Annotated in this window: 4 protein-coding genes; 3 read left to right on the top strand and 1 reads right to left on the bottom strand. The window is 40.7% G+C overall.

Annotation, left to right across the window (positions count from 1 at the left end):
• Positions 1–77 precede the first annotated feature (77 nt).
• Positions 78–842, bottom strand: a complete 765-nt coding sequence (locus AACW45_RS31420; protein WP_190629942.1) for an SDR family oxidoreductase — start codon at positions 840–842, stop codon at positions 78–80.
• 293 nt (positions 843–1,135) lie between these two features.
• Here AACW45_RS31420 and AACW45_RS31415 point away from each other — a divergent pair, with 293 nt between their 5' ends.
• The 3 genes from AACW45_RS31415 to AACW45_RS31405 are packed head-to-tail and all read left to right on the top strand — an operon-like array spanning position 1,136 to position 21,892.
• Positions 1,136–1,711: an aspartyl/asparaginyl beta-hydroxylase domain-containing protein gene (locus AACW45_RS31415; protein WP_190629940.1), complete on the top strand. Its 576-nt coding sequence runs from the start codon at positions 1,136–1,138 to the stop codon at positions 1,709–1,711.
• 18 nt (positions 1,712–1,729) lie between these two features.
• Complete coding sequence (locus tag AACW45_RS31410; RefSeq protein ID WP_190629939.1) at positions 1,730–10,804, top strand: non-ribosomal peptide synthetase; 9,075 nt, start codon at positions 1,730–1,732, stop codon at positions 10,802–10,804.
• Positions 10,805–10,834: 30 nt separating this feature from the next.
• The gene (locus AACW45_RS31405; RefSeq protein ID WP_242045588.1) at positions 10,835–21,892 is read left to right on the top strand and encodes a non-ribosomal peptide synthetase; all 11,058 of its coding nucleotides are present in this window, start codon (positions 10,835–10,837) and stop codon (positions 21,890–21,892) included.
• The last annotated feature ends 75 nt before the right edge of the window (positions 21,893–21,967 follow it).

Genomic DNA, 21,967 nt, shown 5'->3' with positions numbered 1-21,967 from the left:
CCCTGTATTCATATTTTTGTCAAGCACAATCATAATTACTGGGGAAATATCCAATTTTTTGAGATTCTTTTTGCAGATTAAAATCGCGCACCACCATCTACATCAATGACGCTACCAGTAAAATAGTCACATTCAATAATAAAACGCATAGCTTGCCAGATTTCATAAGGTTCAGCTATGCGCCCTAGTGGTATTTCTGCTGTCATTTGGGCTAAAGCTTCAGGAGATACCCGGCTGAGAATGGGAGTATTAGTTAATCCTGGGGCGATACCTGCTACCCGAAATCCAAAAGGCGCTAACTCTAAAGCCCATGTGCGTGTATCTGCATCTAGTCCTGCCTTAGAAGCACTATAATTCGACTGTCCGGGATTACCCGATCTGGTAACAGAGGAAATATTGACAATCAAACTGGGGTTAATGTTTCTCTCTATCGCCGCAGCTGCAAATTCTCGCGCCATCAAAAAAGCACCGGTTAAGTTGACATCAATCACTCGCTTCCATTGGGCTGTGGGTAATTTCCGTAGCCAACCTTCTTCATCGCGTGTAACTAGTAACCCATCACGGAGAATACCAGCATTATTTACTAATGTATTAATATTTTCAATCTTTTCAAAAGCTTGGGTAATAAAATCTTTTACCGAAGTTTCATTAGCTACATCTAAATGAATTCCATAAATTTTTCCTGGTAGTTCTAGACTTTCTGTTTCTAGTTCTTTCAAGCCATCCACATCCAAATCGCCACCTATAACTTGTGCGCCTACACGCGCTAATTCTAAAGCGATACAACGACCAATTCCACTAGCAGAACCAGTAACGATCGCACTCACATTTTCTAGTTTCATATTAATTTTTTAAATTGCTAGCAATTGCAAATTGAGAATTTTTGATGTTAATTGTAAACGGTGATACATATTGTTGTTAATACATTTGTACCATCAACAATATATGTCACATGAAAAGCTTGCAAAATCAGGTGTTAGTTGTGACGAAATTCTAGCATAGCTGGCGAGCAAAAATTTTTGTAACGCAAGATTTACTTTATACATCAGCTTGAAAGCATGATATACTGCTCACGATCAATTCCAAATTCATAAAAAATTCAACAACACACTTTAGTAATTTATTTAATAAAATAATGTTTTTTCCAGCTAGTGACTTTGAATTTGCAACAGCTTTAGAGGCCAATTGGTTAACTGTGCGTCAAGAATTAGAGCAGTTACAACCTAAAAACTTTATTGATTGGCCAGAAAAAAATATTTACAACCAAGGCTGGGAAGTTTTTGGACTTTATGCCTTTGGGCAAAAAATCGCCGAAAATTGTCGATTATGTCCAGAAACAACGAAGTTAGTGGAAGGAATCCCTGGTATGCTCACAGCAGGGTTTTCTTCTTTAGCTCCTGGTACTTATATCGGGCCGCATTTTGGCGCAACTCAAGCTGTACTGCGCTGTCACTTGGGGGTAATTGTGCCCGATAACTGTGCAATTAGGGTAGATAAAGAAACTCGAAGTTGGCAGGAAGGTAAATGCTTAATTTTTGATGATACATTTGAACATGAAGCTTGGAATAAATCCGAGCAAACAAGAATTGTCTTATTAATAGACTTTACCAGACCTGCATCTACCATTAATGAACCATTAACCAGTAATCAAGAAATTGATGAAGAGTATTGGTTAAAGATTTTATCTCAAACCGAATCAGTCTCCAAGTAATTAAATATACTGGAATCTATGGAAGTTTATGTATTGCCTCTGTCTTTAGCGCAAAGGCAGATATGGTATCAGGAAATCTTAAATCCTGGCAATATTGCCTATAATATTCCGATTGCTTTACGCTTAGTTGGTAATCTTGAGCAAGTAGCTTTAGAGAAATCCTGTAGGCAAATTATTGATCGCCATGAGATTCTCAGGACAACTTTTGCGATAGAAAATGGTGAACCTGTTCAACTAATCCACAGCGAACAGGAATTTTTTTTAGAGCCAAAGATTCTCGATTTACCAGCAGATAATATTCACAGTATTTTAGAAACGGAAGCGCAAATTCCCTTCAACCTTGTCACCGGGCCATTGATGAGGGTAGTTTTATATGAGATATCCCCACAAGAGCATATTCTGTTAGTGAATTTGCATCATATTATTAGTGATGGTTGGTCTTTGGGTATATTTGTTCAAGAATTAACAGAATTTTATCGTGCATTTGTTACTGGTAAAAAAGTCGCTTTACCAGAATTGCCAATTCAATATGGAGATTATGCTGAATGGCAATTAAATTGGTTAAAAACCCAGCCTATTCAACAACAATTAACTAATTGGTCAAATAACCTTGTAGCACCTTTACCAATTTTAGATTTACCTTTAGATAAACTACGTCCAGCTACTCAAACTTTTTCTGGTGCAGTGTTGCGAGAACCTCTGTCACCATCTCTCACATCTGCGTTAGAAGCATTAGGAAAAGCCGAAGGTGCTACCTTTTTTATGGTGGCATTAGCAGTTTATCAAGTTTTATTATTTCGTTATTCTGGTCAAACTGATATTATTGTTGGCAGTGCGATCGCTAATCGCCAACAGAGTGAAATTGCTCATCTCATCGGTTGTTTCGTTAACAGTATAGCTTTACGTGGTGACCTTTCCGGGCAACCCACATTTAGGGAATTTCTCCGCAGCATCCGCCAAACTTGTGTAGCAGCTTACGCTAATCAAGATGTGCCTTTAGAACTATTAATAGAGAAACTGCAAATTCAACGAGATCCTAGCCGTTCGCCGATTTTTCAAACTCTCTTCGTCTTACAAAATGCACCCATCGGCGAAATTCAATTACCAGGACTAACGGCGACACCTATATATATAGATAATGGTGGTGCTAAGTTTGATTTGAGTTTGATGTTAGAACCCTTTGAATCGGGATGGCAAGTTGCACTGGAATATAACACCGACTTGTTCGCCTCAGAAACAGCCCAAAGGTTATTAACGCATTATCAACAACTGTTAATTAATGTTGTGAATCGCCCGGATGTTAACATTAACGCTTTACCGATGTTAACAAACGCGGAACGTCAAGAACTTTTAGTTTTAGGTGCAAGTAAAGAAACTGCTAAATGGCAACCGACAAACTTAGTTGAACTGTTTATTCATAGCGCCCGTAAATATCCCGATAACATTGCTATTAGCAGCGCTGAAGAACAATTAACTTATCAGCAACTAGATGAACGTTCTCAGCAATTAGCGGCGATTTTACAACAAAAAGGCGTCGGGAGAGAAACAAGAGTAGGGATTTTTCAAGAACGCAGTGCAGCGTTAGTAATTTCGTTACTAGCAGTTTTAAAAGCTGGCGGGACTTATGTACCTTTAGATCCCCAATATCCCCTAGAAAGGCTAAGTTTCATCGCTGAAGATAGTGGTATTAGCCTGATATTAACCACAGAAAATTTACTGTCTCAGCTACCAGTTAATTTAGGGGAAATCTTGGTCATTGACAACATAAAATTGACCGCAGATATTACCGTAAATGCAGAAATTATTCCCCAACAAGCAGCGTATATTATTTACACCAGTGGTTCCACCGGACAACCCAAAGGCTGTTTAGTCACCCATCACAATGTAGTCAGATTGATGGGGAATACACAAGCATGGTTTGACTTTAATGAAAACGACGTTTGGACGTTATTTCATTCTTTCGCTTTTGACTTTTCTGTGTGGGAAATTTGGGGAGCTTTATTATATGGAGGGAAACTAGTTGTAGTTCCCTATTTAGCCAGTCGTTCTCCCGAAGCTTTTCGCCAATTGTTACAACAAGAAAGCGTTACCATCCTCAATCAAACGCCATCAGCTTTTCGTCAACTGATCCGCGTTGATGGAGAATTTGCAGATAAATTAAGCTTACGGGCAATTATTTTTGGTGGGGAAGCATTAGAATTACAAAGCCTCAAACCTTGGATAGCCAAATATGGGGATAACTCACCGCGTTTAATTAATATGTACGGAATTACAGAAACCACCGTACATGTTACCTATCGTCCGATATTCAAAGAGGATATTGAGCAAAATCGCGGTAGCGTTATTGGCGTGCAAATCCCCGATTTATCTATATATATATTAGATGATGCCCTAGAACCTGCACCTGTGGGCGTTGCCGGTGAAATTTATGTAGGTGGGATGGGTGTCTCTAGAGGATATCTTAACCGTCCGACACTCACCGCACAAAGATTTATTCCCAACCCCTACAGCCAAGAACCAGGTGCGAGACTCTATCGTACTGGAGATTTAGCCAGAAGGTTATCTAATGGCGATATTGAATATTTAGGAAGACGGGATTTACAAGTAAAAGTACGCGGTTTTCGCATTGAATTAGGAGAAATTGCAGCAGCTTTAACCGCACTTCCCCAAGTCGCAGAAGCTACGGTTATTGTTTATTCTCCAACTTCAGAAGATAAGCGTTTAGTAGCTTATGTAGTAGCCAAGGAACAAACCGATCAAAATGAGTTAAGGACAGCATTAAAACAGCAATTGCCTGATTATATGATCCCGGCGGCATTCATGTTTATTGATGCTATGCCCTTAACGGCTCAAGGTAAAATTAATCGGCAAGCTTTACCGATTCCCGATTGGAATCAAGCCGCGACTAAACGTAAATTTACACCGCCACAAACTGATGCAGAAAAGGTAATTTGTTACGTTTGGCAGAAAGTTTTAGGTTTAGATGGGATAGGAATTGAAGATAATTTCTTTGATTTAGGTGGTGATTCTATCTTGGCTTTGAAAGTCGTTACAGAAATTCGCCGCCAAGGTTGGATATTAACCCCTAAAGAAATCTTTCAAGAACAAACAGTGCAACGCCTAGCTAGGGTAGCACAAATGATGTACGCCCCAGCTTTAGCTGCTAGTAAAGCTGTAGGTGAGGTGCTGCTAACTCCGATTCAAAAATGGTTTTTTGACCTGAATCTTCCTAACCCGCACCATTGGAATCAAGCTATTCTTTTAGAAGTTAACCAATCGTTACAACCGGAAACAGTCGCCGCAGCTATTCAAATTATTTCCTCCCATCACGATAGTTTTCGATTACGATTTACAGAAGAAAATGATAGTTGGCGGCAATTTTACACCGATAAACATGCCGCTTTTTCTTGGGAAGTAATTGATTTATCGTCTTACACAGAATTAGCACAAAATGCGGCGATGCAATTAGCTGGGGAACGTCTGCAAAAATCTTTAAATTTGCATGACGGGCCTTTAGCTGGTGCAATGTGGTTTAATTTGGGAGAACATCGCCAACCCCGGTTATTAATAGTTATCCATCACTTAATTGTTGATGGCGTTTCTTGGCGGATTTTATTACAAGATTTAGTTGAAGTCATTAGTGGGAATGAACTCTCACCAATTACTACATCTTTTCAACAGTGGAGTCAATTTTTAAACAATTTTGCGCAATCCACCACAATAGAAGCAGAAAGACAATTTTGGCTGGAGACTGTCACAGGAGAAACGGCGAAATTACCTCTAGATTTTCCCTCATCTGTTAGCGAAAATGTAGAAGCATCTGTTAAAAAAGTTTCTCTGCAATTAACCAAAGAACAAACCCAGCAATTTCTTACCCAAGCAAATAAAGCTTATCGCACCCAACCCCAAGAATTATTACTCGCAGCTTTAGCGCAAACCTTGAGCCAAATTACCCAAAATTCCACCCTGCAAATTATGATGGAAGGGCATGGTAGGGAAGAATTATCGGCAGATTTAGATATTACACGGACTTTGGGTTGGTTTACTACCCTGTATCCTCTGCGGTTGGAATTAGCTAAGAGTAATTTAGAGATTGAGAACTTAATTAAAACTGTTAAAGAACAATTCCGTGCTGTTCCTCGACGGGGTTTTGGCTATGGTTTATTAAGATATATTAATCAAGAAACATTGCCAACTACAGGGCAAATCAGTTTTAATTATTTGGGTCAAGTACGCAATGAAAGCGGTAAAAATCAGTTATTCCGCTTATTAAATGAAGATATAGAACCGACAAGGGACGCTCAAGGCTTACGCCCACATATTATTGATATTAATAGTATTGTGGTTGCCGGAGAATTGCGCGTTGATTGGTTATATAGTGCTAACTTACACCAAGAAATAACAATTGCTGCATGGGCGGAATGTTTTCATGAAAATCTCAGAGAAATCCTCAGCCATTGTCAAGCAATTGGTGTGGGTGGATATACACCATCAGATTTTCCCTTGGTGCGAATTGAGCAAGCTAAATTAGATATTCTCCAAGCTCAATATCCTAATTTAGAAGATATTTATCCCCTGTCGCCTTTACAGGAGGGAATGTTATTCCACAGTATTTATAACCTGGAAGATGGGATTTATTTTGAACAGGTTACAGGTAAAATTAGCGGTAAATTTGATATCGATAATTTTAACTTTGCTTGGCAAACAGTTGTAGAACGACATCCCACGCTGCGCAGTGCGTTTATTTGGGATAACCAAGACCAGCCTTTACAAATTGTCAGTAAAGCTGGAGAATTTTCGATTATAGAACAAGATTGGCGGAATTTATCAACGCTACAACAAAAAGATAAATTACAAGGATATTTAATTAGCGATCGCCAAATTGGATTTGATTTGAGTCAGCCGACTTTAATGCGGTTTATGATGATGCGCTTCGATAATTATACCTGGCAATGGGTATGGAGTCATCATCACATTATTCTTGATGGTTGGTCGCTACCAGTCATATTTAAAGAAGTACTGGATATTTATCAATCAACTTGTCAACAAGTTCCCCATTCCTTACCACCAATTCCCCCTTATCGCTATTATATTCAGTGGTTACAACAGCGCAATCTGCATGAAGCTCAGGAATTTTGGCGCTCAACATTGGCGGGAATTTCTACACCAACTCGTCTATCTTGGCAATTAGAAACAACAGAATTAAGCACAAATTTACCTGCTTATGCGGAAGTCGAATTACGCCTAAATGCATCTGAATTTGCTCAATTGCAAAAGATGGCACAAAGCCAAAGATTAACCATCAATACTATTGCCCAAGGTGCTTGGGCATTATGTTTGCAAAAACATGGTGCAGGTGAGGATGTAGTATTTGGGGTAACTGTTTCTGGAAGACCGCCAGAACTGGTAGAAGTTGAAAATATGGTAGGGTTATTTATTAATACCTTACCGATGCGAGTCCGGTTGAATGCATCTGTAACTGTGGCGAATTGGCTAGAAAATATTCAACAGCATCACGTACAGATGCGGGAATATGAATATAGTAAACTCACAGATATTCAAAAACAAATTTCTTTAGCGGCGGGTGAATCATTATTTGAGAGTATTTTAGTCTTTGAAAATTACCCCGTTGACCAAAGTTTAAAAGAACAGCGTCAAGATTTTCAAGTTGATGACATCGAGTTTTATGAAAGAACTAATTACCCGTTAACAGTAGGCGTAATACCCGATGGCGGACTGTTATTAAAACTCAACTACCAAACAGAATTTTTGTCAGCCACAGCCGCAAATATTTTGTTAGAACGCCTGCGCAATCTGATGCTAAACCTAGCACAACACCCAAATCAGGTGTTAGGGGAAATTGCAGGTATATCACAGCCAGAACGCGATCGCATTATTCACACAGCTAAAGGTAATCTTATTCATTGGGGAGATTTCCGCACAGCACACCAGTTATTTGAAGTTCAAGCGGATTTACATCCTCAAGCAGTGGCGTTAGTTGCTGACGACAAGACAATTACCTATGGTGAATTAGAACAACGAGCCAATCAATTAGCAGCTACTCTAATTAATGCAGGTATTGGCTATGAGTCGATTGTCGGGTTATATTTTGACCCTTCAATTGACTATATTATTGCCCTCTTAGCCGTGTTGAAAGCAGGTGCGGCGTTTCTCCCCCTTGATCGCTCCTATCCAAAAGCGCGATCGCAATTTATGGTAGAAAATAGCCAAACTACTGTGATTCTCAGCAATGAAACGCCGCCATCGGGATTATTTGCTGAAGATGTGCGAGTTATCTTGTTAAATGATAGTTCGACTTCGCTCACTATCCCAGAGGGTGCTACTCGTCCTAACTTAAAAGTTAGACCAGAAAATCTCGCCTACATTATATATACATCTGGTTCCACAGGAAAACCTAAAGGCGTTCTCGTCACTCACGCAGGGATACAAAATCTCGTACAAGCGCAAACTGAGAGTTTTGGAGTCACAGCTGCGAGTCGGGTTTATCAATTTGCTTCTTTAAATTTTGATGCGGCGATTTCCGAAATATTTATGGCTTTGGGTAGCGGCGCTAGTTTATATCTGCAAGACGCCGCCAACCGCACCCCATCGCCTGCATTGTGGGCAAAATTAACTGCTGCAAACATCACCCATATTACCCTTCCCCCCTCCCTGGTAGCTGCTATTGCACCAACAGATTTACCCCAATTGCAAACCTTAATTATGGCTGGGGAAGCAGCTTCAGGGGATTTATTCCGGCGTTGGGGAACAGAAAACCGCAGCTGCTTTAACGCTTATGGCCCCACAGAAGCGACGGTGTGCGCCAGCTTAATGAATTGTACCCAGTTACTAGGCGAACCAAGTATAGGTAAAGCGATCGCCAATGTGGAAATTTACCTGCTAGACTCATTTTTGCAACCAGTCGCCCCTGGTGTCACCGGAGAAATTTATATTGGCGGTATCAGTTTGGCACGGGGTTACTTACATCGCGCCGATTTAACCGCCGCCGCCTTTATTCCCCATCCCTTTGCTAGCCAACCGGGGGCGCGACTTTACAAAACAGGCGATCGCGGCGTATATGATTTACAAGGAAACATCCGCTTTTTAGGACGCCAAGATTCTCAAGTCAAACTCAACGGTTATCGGATTGAATTAGGCGAAATCGAAGCTGCTTTAACCAAACACCCCAAGGTAGATAGTGCAGTAGTCATGGTGCGTCAAGACTTACCAGGGCGCAAACGCCTCATAGCTTACGCCCTCATCCCTGCAGAAAACCCACCCACCAGCAACGAATTACGAGATTATTTAACCACAGTCTTACCAGCTTATATGGTTCCTAATGGGGTAGTGTTACTCACAGCTTGGCCTCTCACCCCCAATGGTAAAATTGATCGCCAAGCCCTACCCGCACCAGAATTAATCACCACTCCAGCTATACCCAAAACGGAAACAGAAGAGATATTTGCCCAAATTTGGCTCGAAGTTCTGGGATTAGAAACGGTAAATCCCCAAGATAATTTCTTTGAGTTAGGGGGAGACTCGATAATTAGCTTGCAAATAGTATCTCGCGCCCGCGCCGTGGGTTGGGAGATTAGCCCCAAAGACATTTTTGAAGCCCAAACTCTCTCTCGAATCGCAGCTAGGGCGAAACCCATACAACAGCAAGTAGCAGTTATCGAACCATTAACGGGAGTAGTTCCTCTATCGCCGATTCAACATTGGTTTTTTGCGCAAAAATTCCCCCATCCCCACCACTGGAACCAAGCTGTAGCCTTGAGTATTGATGAAACCTTAAATATAGAGGCGCTAAATCTAGCTTTACAATCTCTAGTGCAGCATCATGATGTTTTCCGGTTGACATTTACGGAAAATCTGGGACAATGGGAACAATATTATACAGAGTCCATTAATCTGGACTTGCAAATTGCAGATTTTAGTAACCATCTACCAGATACACAGTCAGAAGCGTTTGCAGCAATTGTCGAAGCTCAACACGGAAGTTTTCAATTAGAGCAATCTCCCTTACTACGGGTGCTATATGCCACAAACCTTGCTGCATATGGCAACGTCCTGATACTTTTCGCACATCATTTGGTGGTAGACGGAGTATCCTGGCGGATTCTGCTTGCAGATTTAAATCAAGCTTATCAACAAGCGATCGCAAAACAGCCTATTTCCCTACCTCCCAAAACATCCTCCTATCGACAATGGACTACATCGTTGCAAAACTTGGCTAACTCAACCGAAATTATCCAAGATATTCCCTTTTGGCAAAATATTCTATCAACTCCTGTAGGGAAATTACCAGTTGATTATCCAGTCAACCCGGATAGCAACACAGTAGATAGTACAGTTGTGATATCTTGCCAATTTACCCCAGCCGAAACAAATTTCTTACTCAAACAAGCAACTACAAACTATCATGCTAGCGTCCCAGAAATCATGCTAGCTGCATTACTTAAAACTCTCACCGAGGCTTATCAATCTGATGCTTGGCTACTCGATTTAGAAGGACATGGGAGAGAAGAAATTATTGAAAAATTAGACCTTTCTCGTACAGTTGGCTGGTTTACATCTTTATATCCAATTTTGCTCAAACAACCTACTGTTAATGCAGAACCAGATTTGTTACTCAAAGAAATAAAAACCCAAATCAGAACTATTCCCCATCATGGTATTAGTTTTGGCATATTACGTTATCTGCGTCAAGAACCAACCTTAATTAACGCCCAAAAACCCGATATTAGTTTCAATTATCTCGGACAGACAGATAGCATAGGTAAAAGCAATGGTTTATTCAATATTAGTAATGTATCATTAGGAACAGGATTATTTGCTAAACAACAACGTCCCCATATTTTAGAAATTAATGCGCGGATTCAAGCCGAACAATTGCAAATAGATTGGTCTTATAGCCGTAATATACATTATCAACAAACTATCCAGGCGATCGCCGAAATTTATCAAAAAAATCTGCGTGCCTATCTCACAGATTCTACATCTACCAACGCAGCATTTTATAGTGCTAGCGATTTTAATTTAGTGGAATTATCAGAAACCGAATTAGATGCCATTTTAGACGACTTAGAGTAACTTTTATTTCCTTCACTAAAGGATAATGATATGCAACTTAAAGATAAAATTGAGAATATTTTTCCCCTGACACCGCTACAAAAAGGGTTATTATTTCATTCCCTCTATGAACCAGAATCAGGCGTTTATTTCGAGCAATTTCATTGTCGGTTAGAAGGTAAAGTTTCTGTAATTGCAGTCCGCCAAGCATGGCAAACCCTAGTAGATAGACATCCAATTTTAAGAACTGCTATTGTTACCAAAGGACAAACCGAACCAGTACAAATCGTCTTTCGGAATCTGGTATTTAATATTGCTGAACAAGATTGGCGCGGACTGAGTAACTCAGCCCAAAAAACCCGCCTCGCTGAATTTCTTGAAACAGATAAAAAACAAGGCTTTATTTTAAATCGTCCGCCATTGATGCGGGTAACCTTAATTCGTCTAGGGGAAGAATCCTGGCATTTAGTTTGGAGTCACCACCATATAATTTTAGATGGTTGGTCATGGCCGATCCTCCTACGCGAATTCTTAATGTTGCACAAAGCAGCTAAAGAAAATATCGACATATCTCTACCAAATATCCGTCCTTATGGTGATTTTATAGCTTTGTTAAAACAGAAAAACCCCCAAGATGGTGAAACATTTTGGCGAGAATATATGGCGGGATTTGCTAGTGCAACGCCCCTATTAATGATGTCTAAAACCAAGCATAGTAATGCTTTTATTAGTGGAGAAATTCAACAGTTACTATCGCCAGAAGTTACAGCATTATTACAAAAATTAGCTCAAAATTGTAGCGTTACCCTGAACACAGTTATTCAAGGTGCTTGGGCAATCTTACTTAACCGTTATAGCCGCAATCAAGACATAGTTTATGGCATTACAGTAGCCGGAAGACCCCCAGAATTACCAGGGGTAGAAGGGATGATTGGCCCCTTTATCAATACCTTACCATTTCGTGTGATCATTTCTGGTACAGAAACCCTTGATACTTGGTTACAAAACCTGCAATCTCGCGCCGCTTTCATTCGTCAATTTGAACATTCCAGCCTGTCAGATATTCAAGGCTGGAGTGATGTTCCGCGCGGACAACCAATGTTTGAAAGTTTGCTAGCTTTTGAAAACTTTCCTGTTGATAAATCTTTAAAAGCTGCTGATTTCGGGTTGAATGTTTCCGAATCTTTCTTTTTTGAAACCACCCATTATCCTTTAACTTTAGTGGTAGTTCCTGGGGATGGGCTATCTCTGAAATTAAGTTACAATGCATCTCGGTTTGATGCAGTAACTATGGAATTACTGCTTGAGCAATTTGCTAATTTGCTGATTAATATGGCAAATAACCCTCAAGCCTCTCTACAGTCTTTATCCTTACTTCCCCCCGGTTATCGCTTACCAAAAGTCAAACCGCAGCAATTAGAACCTAAAGCAACTCTCCAAGAAATCTTTGCAGAAATTGTCAGCAAATATCCCGAACAAATTGCGCTGACTTTTGAACAAGAAAATTTTACATATCAAGAATTAGATGAAAAGTCTAATCGCATCGCTCGATATTTACAAAAACAAGGGATTACTACAGATAAACGAGTGGTAATTTGTCTGGAACGTTCTCCAGAATTAATTATTGCTATGCTGGGTGTAGTGAAAGTGGGTGGCGTATATGTTCCCATAGACCCAGCTTATCCCCGTGACAGAATAGAATTTACTATATCTGATTGTGAAGCCGAATTAATTCTCACCACAACTGCTATTAGTTCTCAGCTTCCAGAATCGACCCAGAAAATATGTTTAGATGCAGTAGATGCACCATATTTAACTGAAAGCAACGCGCCCTTAATAATAGAAAATCTTAACCCAGAATCAGGCGCTTATATTATTTATACATCTGGTTCCACAGGTAAACCCAAAGGTGTATTAGTTACCCAACATAACGTTACTCGTCTATTTCGCAGTACCCAACATTGGTTTGCATTTAATCAACAGGATGTTTGGACATTTTTTCATTCCTTCGCCTTTGATTTTTCTGTTTGGGAAATTTGGGGTGCGTTACTTTATGGCGGAAGGTTAGTTATCGTTCCTTATTGCGTTAGCCGTAACCCGCAAACTTTCCTACAATTACTGCAAGCTGAAAAAGTCACCGTCCTCAATCAAACTCCCTCAGCTTTTGCACAATTACTAGCTTGTAGAGAGATTAACTGTAACCTTTCTCGTTTACGTTACATTATTTTTGGCGGCGAAGCTTTAAACCTCCCCAGTCTGCGTCCTTGGTTTGAACGTTATGGGGAACAGCAAACCCGCTTAGTGAATATGTACGGAATTACAGAAACTACCGTCCATGTCACCTATAGACCAATTAATCAAGAAGATATAAACAATGCATCTGGTAGTTTAATTGGTCAACCCATCCCTGATTTACAACTATATATCCTTGACCCTGATGGAAATCCTCTCCCCACCGGAGTAATTGGGGAAATGTATGTTGGTGGCGCAGGGGTGGCGCGTGGTTATCTGAATCGACCGGAATTAACCGCACAAAGATTTGTACAGGATTATTTTGCAGATATTTCCGGAAAATATCCATCGCGTTTATATCGTACCGGCGATTTAGGTCGCTTTCTTCCTCACGGCGATTTAGAATATCTTGGACGCATAGATGACCAAGTAAAAATTCGTGGCTTCCGCATCGAAATTGGCGAAATTGAAACGGCGATTTCTCAGTTTCCCCAAGTTCAAGAAGCCATAATTGTAGTAGATGTTGATACAGAAACCAATCAAAAGCGGTTGATTGCTTATATAGTTTGTATCCCTGGACAGCAACCGACAATTGAAACTCTGCGAAATTATTTGCAACAGCAACTACCTGATTACATGGTACCTGCGCAGATTGTTTATTTAGATAAATTTCCCCTCACACCTAACGGTAAAGTCGATAGAAAAGCTTTACCCAAGCCAGAAATAAATAGAGAAAATCTCGCAGTTGCTTTTGTTCCTCCCGCTACAGAAACAGAGGAAATTTTAGCTAATATCTGGCAACAAGTCTTAGGGGTAAATCAGGTAGGTAGATTTGATAATTATTTTGTCTTGGGTGGCGATTCTATCCGCAGTATTCGCGTAGTTTCCCTCGCCCAAACCCAGGGATTAAACTTAAAATTAGAGCAAATTTTTGCTCATCCAACACTATCAGATTTAGCAGAATTTTTAACAACAGCTACAGCCACAGATAATCAGCATCTTGATATCCAACCTTTTGCTTTAATTGCACCCCAAGACCGAGAAAAATTAGCAGATGGGGCTGAAGATGCTTATCCTGTGGGACAACTCCAAGCCGGGATGTTATTTCATGGTGAATATTCGGAAGCTTCGACAACTTACCATGATGTTTTTAGTTTTCGGATTCGTATACCTTTTGATTTAGGCATTTGGGAAGCTGCTTATAACCAAATGTTCGCCAGACATCGAGTTTTAAGAACAGCATTTTATTTAGCAGAATTCTCTCAGCCAATTCAAGTGGTTTTTCAAGAAGTACACAGCCAAATCATTTTTACCGATTTAACAGCTTTATCAGCAACAGCACAGGATGATTATATCCAAGAATTTATTATTCAAGAACGGGCAAATCGCTTTGATTATAAACAAGCGCCATTGATACGTTTTCATATTCATCTGCTGGATGAAAACGTGATACAAGCCAGTTTTACTTTACATCATGCCATCATGGATGGCTGGAGTTTAGCCAATTTCTTATCAGAATTCACAGGCTTATATCTCCATCTGATGAATAGGGGTATACCTGCACTTCCCCCAGCACCAGCTTTAGAATATTCTCGCTTTATCGCTTTAGAACAGCAGGCTTTAGCTGATGTTAAACAGCGCGAATTTTGGCAAAATCAACTAGCAGAAATTCCCTTGACTCAACTTCCGCGCTGGCCGGGTGTGGTTTATGCAGGGTCAAGAATGGGTAAATTTGATATTACTTTACCCGCCAATATTTCTCAAGCTGTAAAAGTCTTAGCCAAGCAGTTAGGCGTACCTTTAAAAACATTATTGCTAGCGGTTCATCTGCAAGTTCTCAGTGTTTACTCTGGAGAAAGCGAAATTGTCACAGGTTTGGTAAGTAATGGTAGACCTACAGAAACTGATAGCGATCGCGTTTTAGGTCTATTCTTAAATACAATACCGTTACGCTTATCATTACCGCGCGGTTCTTGGGTTGACTTAATTAAACAAACTTGGCAAGCTGAACAAGAATTAATGCCTTATCGTCGCTTTCCTTTGGCAGAAATTCAGCGTTTACATCGGTCGCAAAGTCTCTATGAAACATCCTTTAATTTTGTCCATTTCCACGTTTATCAAGGCTTGCTCAATTGGCGAGATGTGGAGTTAATTAAAGCCGAATCTTTGGATGAATCGAGTATTCCTTTGGCTGTAACTTGGAATGAAGAAGTCGGTGGTGACAATATTTCCTTTAATATTACATACGACCGCCAAGAATTTGCAGAGGCGCAAATCTTAAATATTGGTAATTACTATCAAAATAGTATCAATGCTTTAATTGCTAATCCTCACGGAGAAATGGGACTTCGACTTCGCTCAGTCCAAGGGAGATGGGGAGAAAATTACCCATTAGCAGTTACCCCAGTACATGAAATTGTAGCTCAACAAGCAGCAGCAAATCCGGAGGCGATCGCAGTTATTTGTGATGGAGAAAGTTGGACATATAGCCAACTCAACCAAAAGGCGAATCAACTAGCAAGATTCTTACTTGAATGGGGTATTAGTGCAGAACAACCTGTAGGTATTTGTTTAGAACGTTCCTTTGACATGGTTTGTGCTATGTTGGCGGTTCTCAAAGCTGGTGGTTGTTATGTCCCCATTGACCCCCATTACCCATTGGCGCGGGTTCAGTCAATGTTAGCAGATGCGCAAATTAAACTGCTGTTATCTCGTTCTGATTTAGCAATTTTCTCTGATTTCGTAGCTGATAATTGTCAAATTATCTGTGTTGATATTTATCAAGAAAAAATTGCAGTTCAATCTGTTGCAAATTTAGAAATTGCTGTTTTCAATGAAAATCTGGCATATATTATCTTCACTTCTGGTTCCACAGGAAGACCAAAAGGAATTACCATTTCCCATCAGGCTTTAGCACATCATCAAGCTTGGTTTTTAGCAACCTTTGGCGTAACTTCTCAGGATGTCGTTTTGCAAAAAACACCATTTAGTTTTGATGCTTCTGTGTGGGAATTTTGGACTCCTTTGATGGTGGGTGCTAAGTTGGTAATGGCGCAACCGGGAGGTCATCAAGACCCGGCGTATTTGGTCAATACTATTCAACAAGAAAAAGTGACTCTGCTACAATTGGTGCCGAGTCTGTTAGAAATGCTGTTAGGCGAACCGGGATTTGCTGAATGTTCATCTCTGCGGTTAGTTTTTAGTGGTGGTGAAGCACTGAAAAAACGGGTTTGGGATGAGTTTGCACAACTTTTAGCGATTCCTTTGGTGAATCTTTACGGCCCGGCGGAAACAACAATTGATGTAGCATTTCACCAATGTCAACTAAATGAAATTACTGATACGATTCCCATCGGTCAACCAGTCAATCATGCAGATTTATATATCCTAAATTCCCTGATGCAGCCTGTACCCATTGGCACGCCGGGAGAATTATATATTGCTGGTTATCAATTAGCTAGGGGATACGCCTATGCACCAGGAATCACCGCCGAACGCTTTATACCCGACCCCTTTGCAGAAAATCCTGGTAGTCGGATGTATCGCACAGGCGATCGCGCGCGTTATTTACCTGATGGTAGAATCGAGTTCTTGGGACGTGTCGATCAACAGGTGAAAATCCGGGGTTTCCGCATCGAAACAGGGGAAGTTGTCGCCGCTTTGGAACAACCTGCTTGGGTAGTGCGCGCTGTCACGAAAGCTATTGCAATTAACGATAAACCCCAACGACTAGTTGCATATTTACAACTGCAAACACCTCCCACAAATTGGCAAACATTATTGCGATCGCATTTATCGGAGTTACTCCCCGATTATATGATGCCTTCGCTGTTTGTTAGTCTTGATGTTTGGCCTTTGCTACCCAATGGCAAAATTAATCTCAACGCTTTACCAATTCCTGATGAAGAAAATATTGTTACCCATCAACAATATATCGCCCCACGCACGGAAATTGAAGAGATACTAACTCAACTTTGGCAGCAAGTATTACAAGTATCTCAAGTAGGGATTGCTGATAACTTTTTTGAATTAGGCGGAGACTCAATTCTCGCTTTACAAATTATTGCCAAAGCACGGGATGCAGGTTTTTATTTTACGCCCCAAGATTTGTTTAAAAACCCCCAAATTGAGGCGTTAGCAGCACAGGTAAAAACATCAAATAAAATTCCCAATGCTTTAACTTTGCCTGTAGGTAGCGAAATCCCCCTTACTCCCATTCAAAAATGGTTCTTCAACCAAAACTTACCCCATCCCGAACATTGGAATCAGGCAATACTTTTAGATATCAAATCAGAAATTAATGCCAGCCAATGTGAAACTGCTTTAAATTATCTTGCCAAAATTCACCCAGCTTTCCGTCTGCGCTTCCAGCAAACTGCAACCGGATGGATACAAAAGTTAGACGATGATAGCCGAATTTTAAATTTTAATATTGTTGATTTTACTGCTGTTACGCCAACAGAATTATCAACCCAACTGCAAACCACAGCCAACCAATTTCAAGCTCAACTAAATTTAGCTACCGGGCCTCTATTTTCTGCTGTTTATTTCCAAACTGATGAACATACCAGCGATAAGCTATTACTAATTATTCATCACCTCATCGTTGACGGTATTTCCTGGCGCGTCATTTTACAAGATTTAGCTACAGCTTGTAATGCTTTACAACAACAACAAGAAATTTCCTTAGCTAGCCATAGCATCGGCTTCCCACAGTGGACTCAACACCTACATCATCTAACAGAAAATTCGACATGGGAAGAAGAAGTTAATTTCTGGAAACAGCAATATATTGATAATCCGCAACTTCCTGTAGACTTTCCCGATAACATCGCCAACAACACAGAAATTTCTGCTAGTCAAATAGAGTGCAATTTCAGTCAAGAAGAAACTGCAAGCCTGTTGTATGAATTACCCCGCACCCACAAAGTCAGAATTCAAGAAGTTCTTTTGACTGCTTTACTATCAGCAGTTACAGAATGGACAGGAGAAGCAAACATCTTAATTGCCCTCGAAAGTCACGGTAGAGAAAGCGATTTTACCGCAATTGATATTTCTGATGCTGTCGGCTGGTTTACATCTCTCTTCCCCGTCAAATTAGAAAACAAAGGCGATATTTTCGCGAACTTAGCCAGCATTAAACAACAGTTGCGGAACTTACCCAATAATGGCTTTGCATACGGTATCCTGACACAAAACCCAGAATTCGCCTTTACTTTACCACCAATTCCTGAAGGTATCCTATTTAATTATTTGGGACAGTTTGATGAAAATATTTCCCCAACTGCACCCTTTACCCCAGCGACTGAAGATGTAGGACTATCCCGACACCCAGAAAATCGGCGTGCTTTTCAACTAGAAATTACTAGTTTAATTGCTAACGGAAAATTACAAATCCGTTTTGGTTTTAGCAAAGCCTTGCATCGAGAAGCAACGATACATCATTTAGCAGATAGTTTCGCCAAGCATTTACAGCTACTGTTAGCAAATAGCCGCCAGCAAGCATATAGTTTTACCCCCGCAGATTTTCCCCTAGCTGGAATCAATGGAGAACAATTAACTATAGCTTTAGCCGGAAATATCGATGTCGAAGATATTTATCCTCTGTCCCCTGTGCAAGAGGGAATACTTTTCCATAGCAATTACGAATCAGATAAAGATGTTTACCTACAACAGGTGAGTGGGGAAATAGCAGGAATTCTCGATGTTGACACTTTTAAAAATGCTTGGGAAGCTTGTATTAACCGCCATCAAAGTTTACGCGCTTCCTTTGTTTGGCAAGATTTACCCCGACCATTACAGCGCATTCACCGCCATGTAAATTTACCTTTTGTTTATGCAGATTGGTGTGAATTTAATGCTGAAGAAATAGCCGAGAAATGGTCATTATTAGTCAAAACAGACCGCCAACAAAAGATATCGCCAGAAACAGCGCCACTGATGCGGATGACTTTAGTGAGAACCGAAACAGAAAAATGGCGTTTCTTGTGGACTCACCATCATTTGTTGTTAGATGGCTGGTCATTACCGCTAGTTTTTCAAGATGCGATCGCATTTTACCAAGCTAATACTCAACCTCCAACTTTACCCCAACCGCCGATTTACCGCGATTTTATCGCTTGGTTACAAAAACAAGATTCTCGTTCCGCAGTCTCTTTCTGGCGAGAAGAATTAAGCGGTGTTCGAGAAGCCACAAATTTAGGTATAAAAAACAACTCAAGCGAAGATTACCAAACCTTACAAACCGCCATCCCCCAAGAAATTTACAGCCAACTCAAAACCTTTGCCCAAAAACAGCAAGTAACATTAAGCACTTTAATTCAAGCAGCTTGGGGTATTCTGTTGAGTCGATATAGCGGTAGCGAGGAAGTAATTTTTGGTGTCACCGTGTCAGGACGCGCCACTGAATTATCCGGCTTTGCAGAAATGGTGGGTTTATTTATTAATACCCTACCCTTGCGCCTGAAATTAGATGCAGCCACACCTTTTGGACAATGGTTAAACTCACTACGCGATCGCTTATCAGCAATCAATCAATATTCTTTCACTCGCTTAGTAGATATTCAAGCCTGGAGTGACATTCCCAGGGGAGAACCGTTATTTGCATCGATTGTGGTATATGAAAATTACCCAGTCTCCGAAAGTCTGCGTAATCATCCAGGGGAATTGGCAATTCATTCTGTAGAATCTCTAGAGAAAAATCATTACCCCATCAGCCTTTACGCCTTACCAGGAGATGACTTAACGCTAAAAATTGCTTTTGGACAGGACATCGGCAGCAAGGAAGAAAGGCAACAAATCATACAGAATTTTGCGCAGATATTAACCAGTATTGCCACAGCAAATCCCCAATTTATCGGTGACATTGGCTTATTGTCTCCACAGGAAATTGCGGCATTGCTGAATAAAGGGATGAAAATTAAAAATTTGATTTCTCAAACTCTTACTCTCTGCGCCTCTGCGCCTCTGCGTGAGACAAAAATCATCCCACCAATCAGCAACGCCGAAATTGGTAATTTACCCCAGCCAATCACCCATTCCCAACTACCGATTACCCCCATACATCAATTATTCAGCCAACAAGCCGCTCAAACTCCCGATGCGATCGCAATTTTTCCTGACCTCACCTACGCAGATATAGAACGCCAATCTAACCAAGTCGCCAATGCACTATTGCAACTAGGCATAACGCGGGAAACTTTGGTAGCGGTATGTTTAGAACGTCATGCAGGTTTGCCCGTCGCCCTGTTAGGTATTATGAAAGCAGGTGCAGCATACCTACCACTAGATCCTACCTTCCCCCGCGATCGCCTTTCTTGGATGCTGGCAGACAGTGGGGTAACGGCAATTATTACCGAAGCTAAAATTGCTACTCAAATACCAGATTCATCAGCAAAAGTTTTGTTGTTAGATGATCTATCTTCCCAACCAGATACAGCGCCTCTGGCGGTTGTGGATAACAATCATTTAGCCTATGTTATCTATACTTCCGGTTCCACTGGCAAACCCAAGGGAGTACAAATTCACCATGAATCTGTAGTCAATTTCCTCCTCAGTTTCCAAGCCAAACTCAACCTGACATCTGCGGATACCCTAGTAGCAGTAACTACAATCTCCTTTGACATTGCCGGATTAGAGTTATTCTTACCTTTAATTACTGGTGCTAAATTAGTCATCGCTGACAAAGAAACCACCAAAGATGGCTTTAAGCTAGCTCAACTATTGCAAACATCCCAAGCCACCATCATGCAAGCCACCCCTAGCACTTGGCGATTACTGTTAACGGCAGGTTGGGAACCACAGGATAATTTCTGCATTCTCTGCGGTGGGGAAGCCATACCCGTAGAGTTAGCAGCTACTCTTCTCAAATCGCAGGTGGAACTGTGGAATGTTTACGGGCCGACAGAAACCACAATTTGGTCTACCGTTAAGCAAATTCAGCAACCAGAAGATGCGCTTTCTATTGGTCGGGCAATTGATAACACCTCAATTTATATTTTAGATAAGGCTGGTAATCCCGTTCCTCAAGGGATTGTCGGTGAATTGTTCATTGGCGGAATTGGATTAGCAAGGGGTTATCGCCAAAGACCAGATTTAACCGCAGATAGATTTGTCCCCAATCCTTTTGCTACAAACCCAGGTGAGAGACTATATCGTACCGGTGATTTAGCGCGCTGGCTAGGAAATGGTGAAATTGAATTTTTGGGACGCAGCGATTACCAAGTCAAAATTCGCGGTTATCGCATCGAATTAGGCGAAATCGAAACCATTTTAGAAACTCATCCAGCGATCGCGCAAGCTATTGTCCAAGCCATTGATGATACTGTCGGTAAAACACTAGTTGCCTATTTAGTTGTGAAATCAGAAATCGCAGCACCGACTGAAGAAAATCTGCGATCGCATATCTTAGCAAAACTACCCGATTATATGTTACCTGCCGCCTGGGTATTTCTGGATGCCATGCCTTTAACACCGAATAATAAAATCGATCGGCGTGCATTACCATTACCAAATCAATCAGATTATCGCCAAGAATATCTAGCACCAAGAAATCCCATTGAAGAAGCATTAACCTATATTTGGCAAGAAATTTTACCAGTTGAGAAAGTCGGAGTCACAGACAACTTTTTCCAACTCGGCGGACATTCTCTGTTAGCGGCGCAAGTTCATGCACGCATCAGAAAAATCTTCTTAATTGATTTGGAATTACGCGAACTTTTTGACACGGTAACAATTGAAAAAATGGCACAACTTCTATTAGTAAAAGAACCGGAATCAGGACGTACTGAAAAAATCGCTAAAGCCTTTTTACGCCTAAAACAAATGACACCAGAAGAAAAAGCCAAACTTCTAGAAGCCAAGCGAAAGCTTAATTAATAGTTTAGCTAGAAAATAGGGTTGACGGTTGACGGTTGACGGTTGACTGTTCAGATGAATAGCTAACTAATAAAT

The organism is Calothrix sp. FACHB-168, assembly GCF_963889195.1.
Classification (GTDB): Bacteria; Cyanobacteriota; Cyanobacteriia; order Cyanobacteriales; family Nostocaceae; genus Aulosira; species Aulosira anomala_A.
The sequence above is the reverse complement of the archived record's forward strand: the minus strand, read 5'-3'. Positions and strand labels throughout refer to the sequence as shown.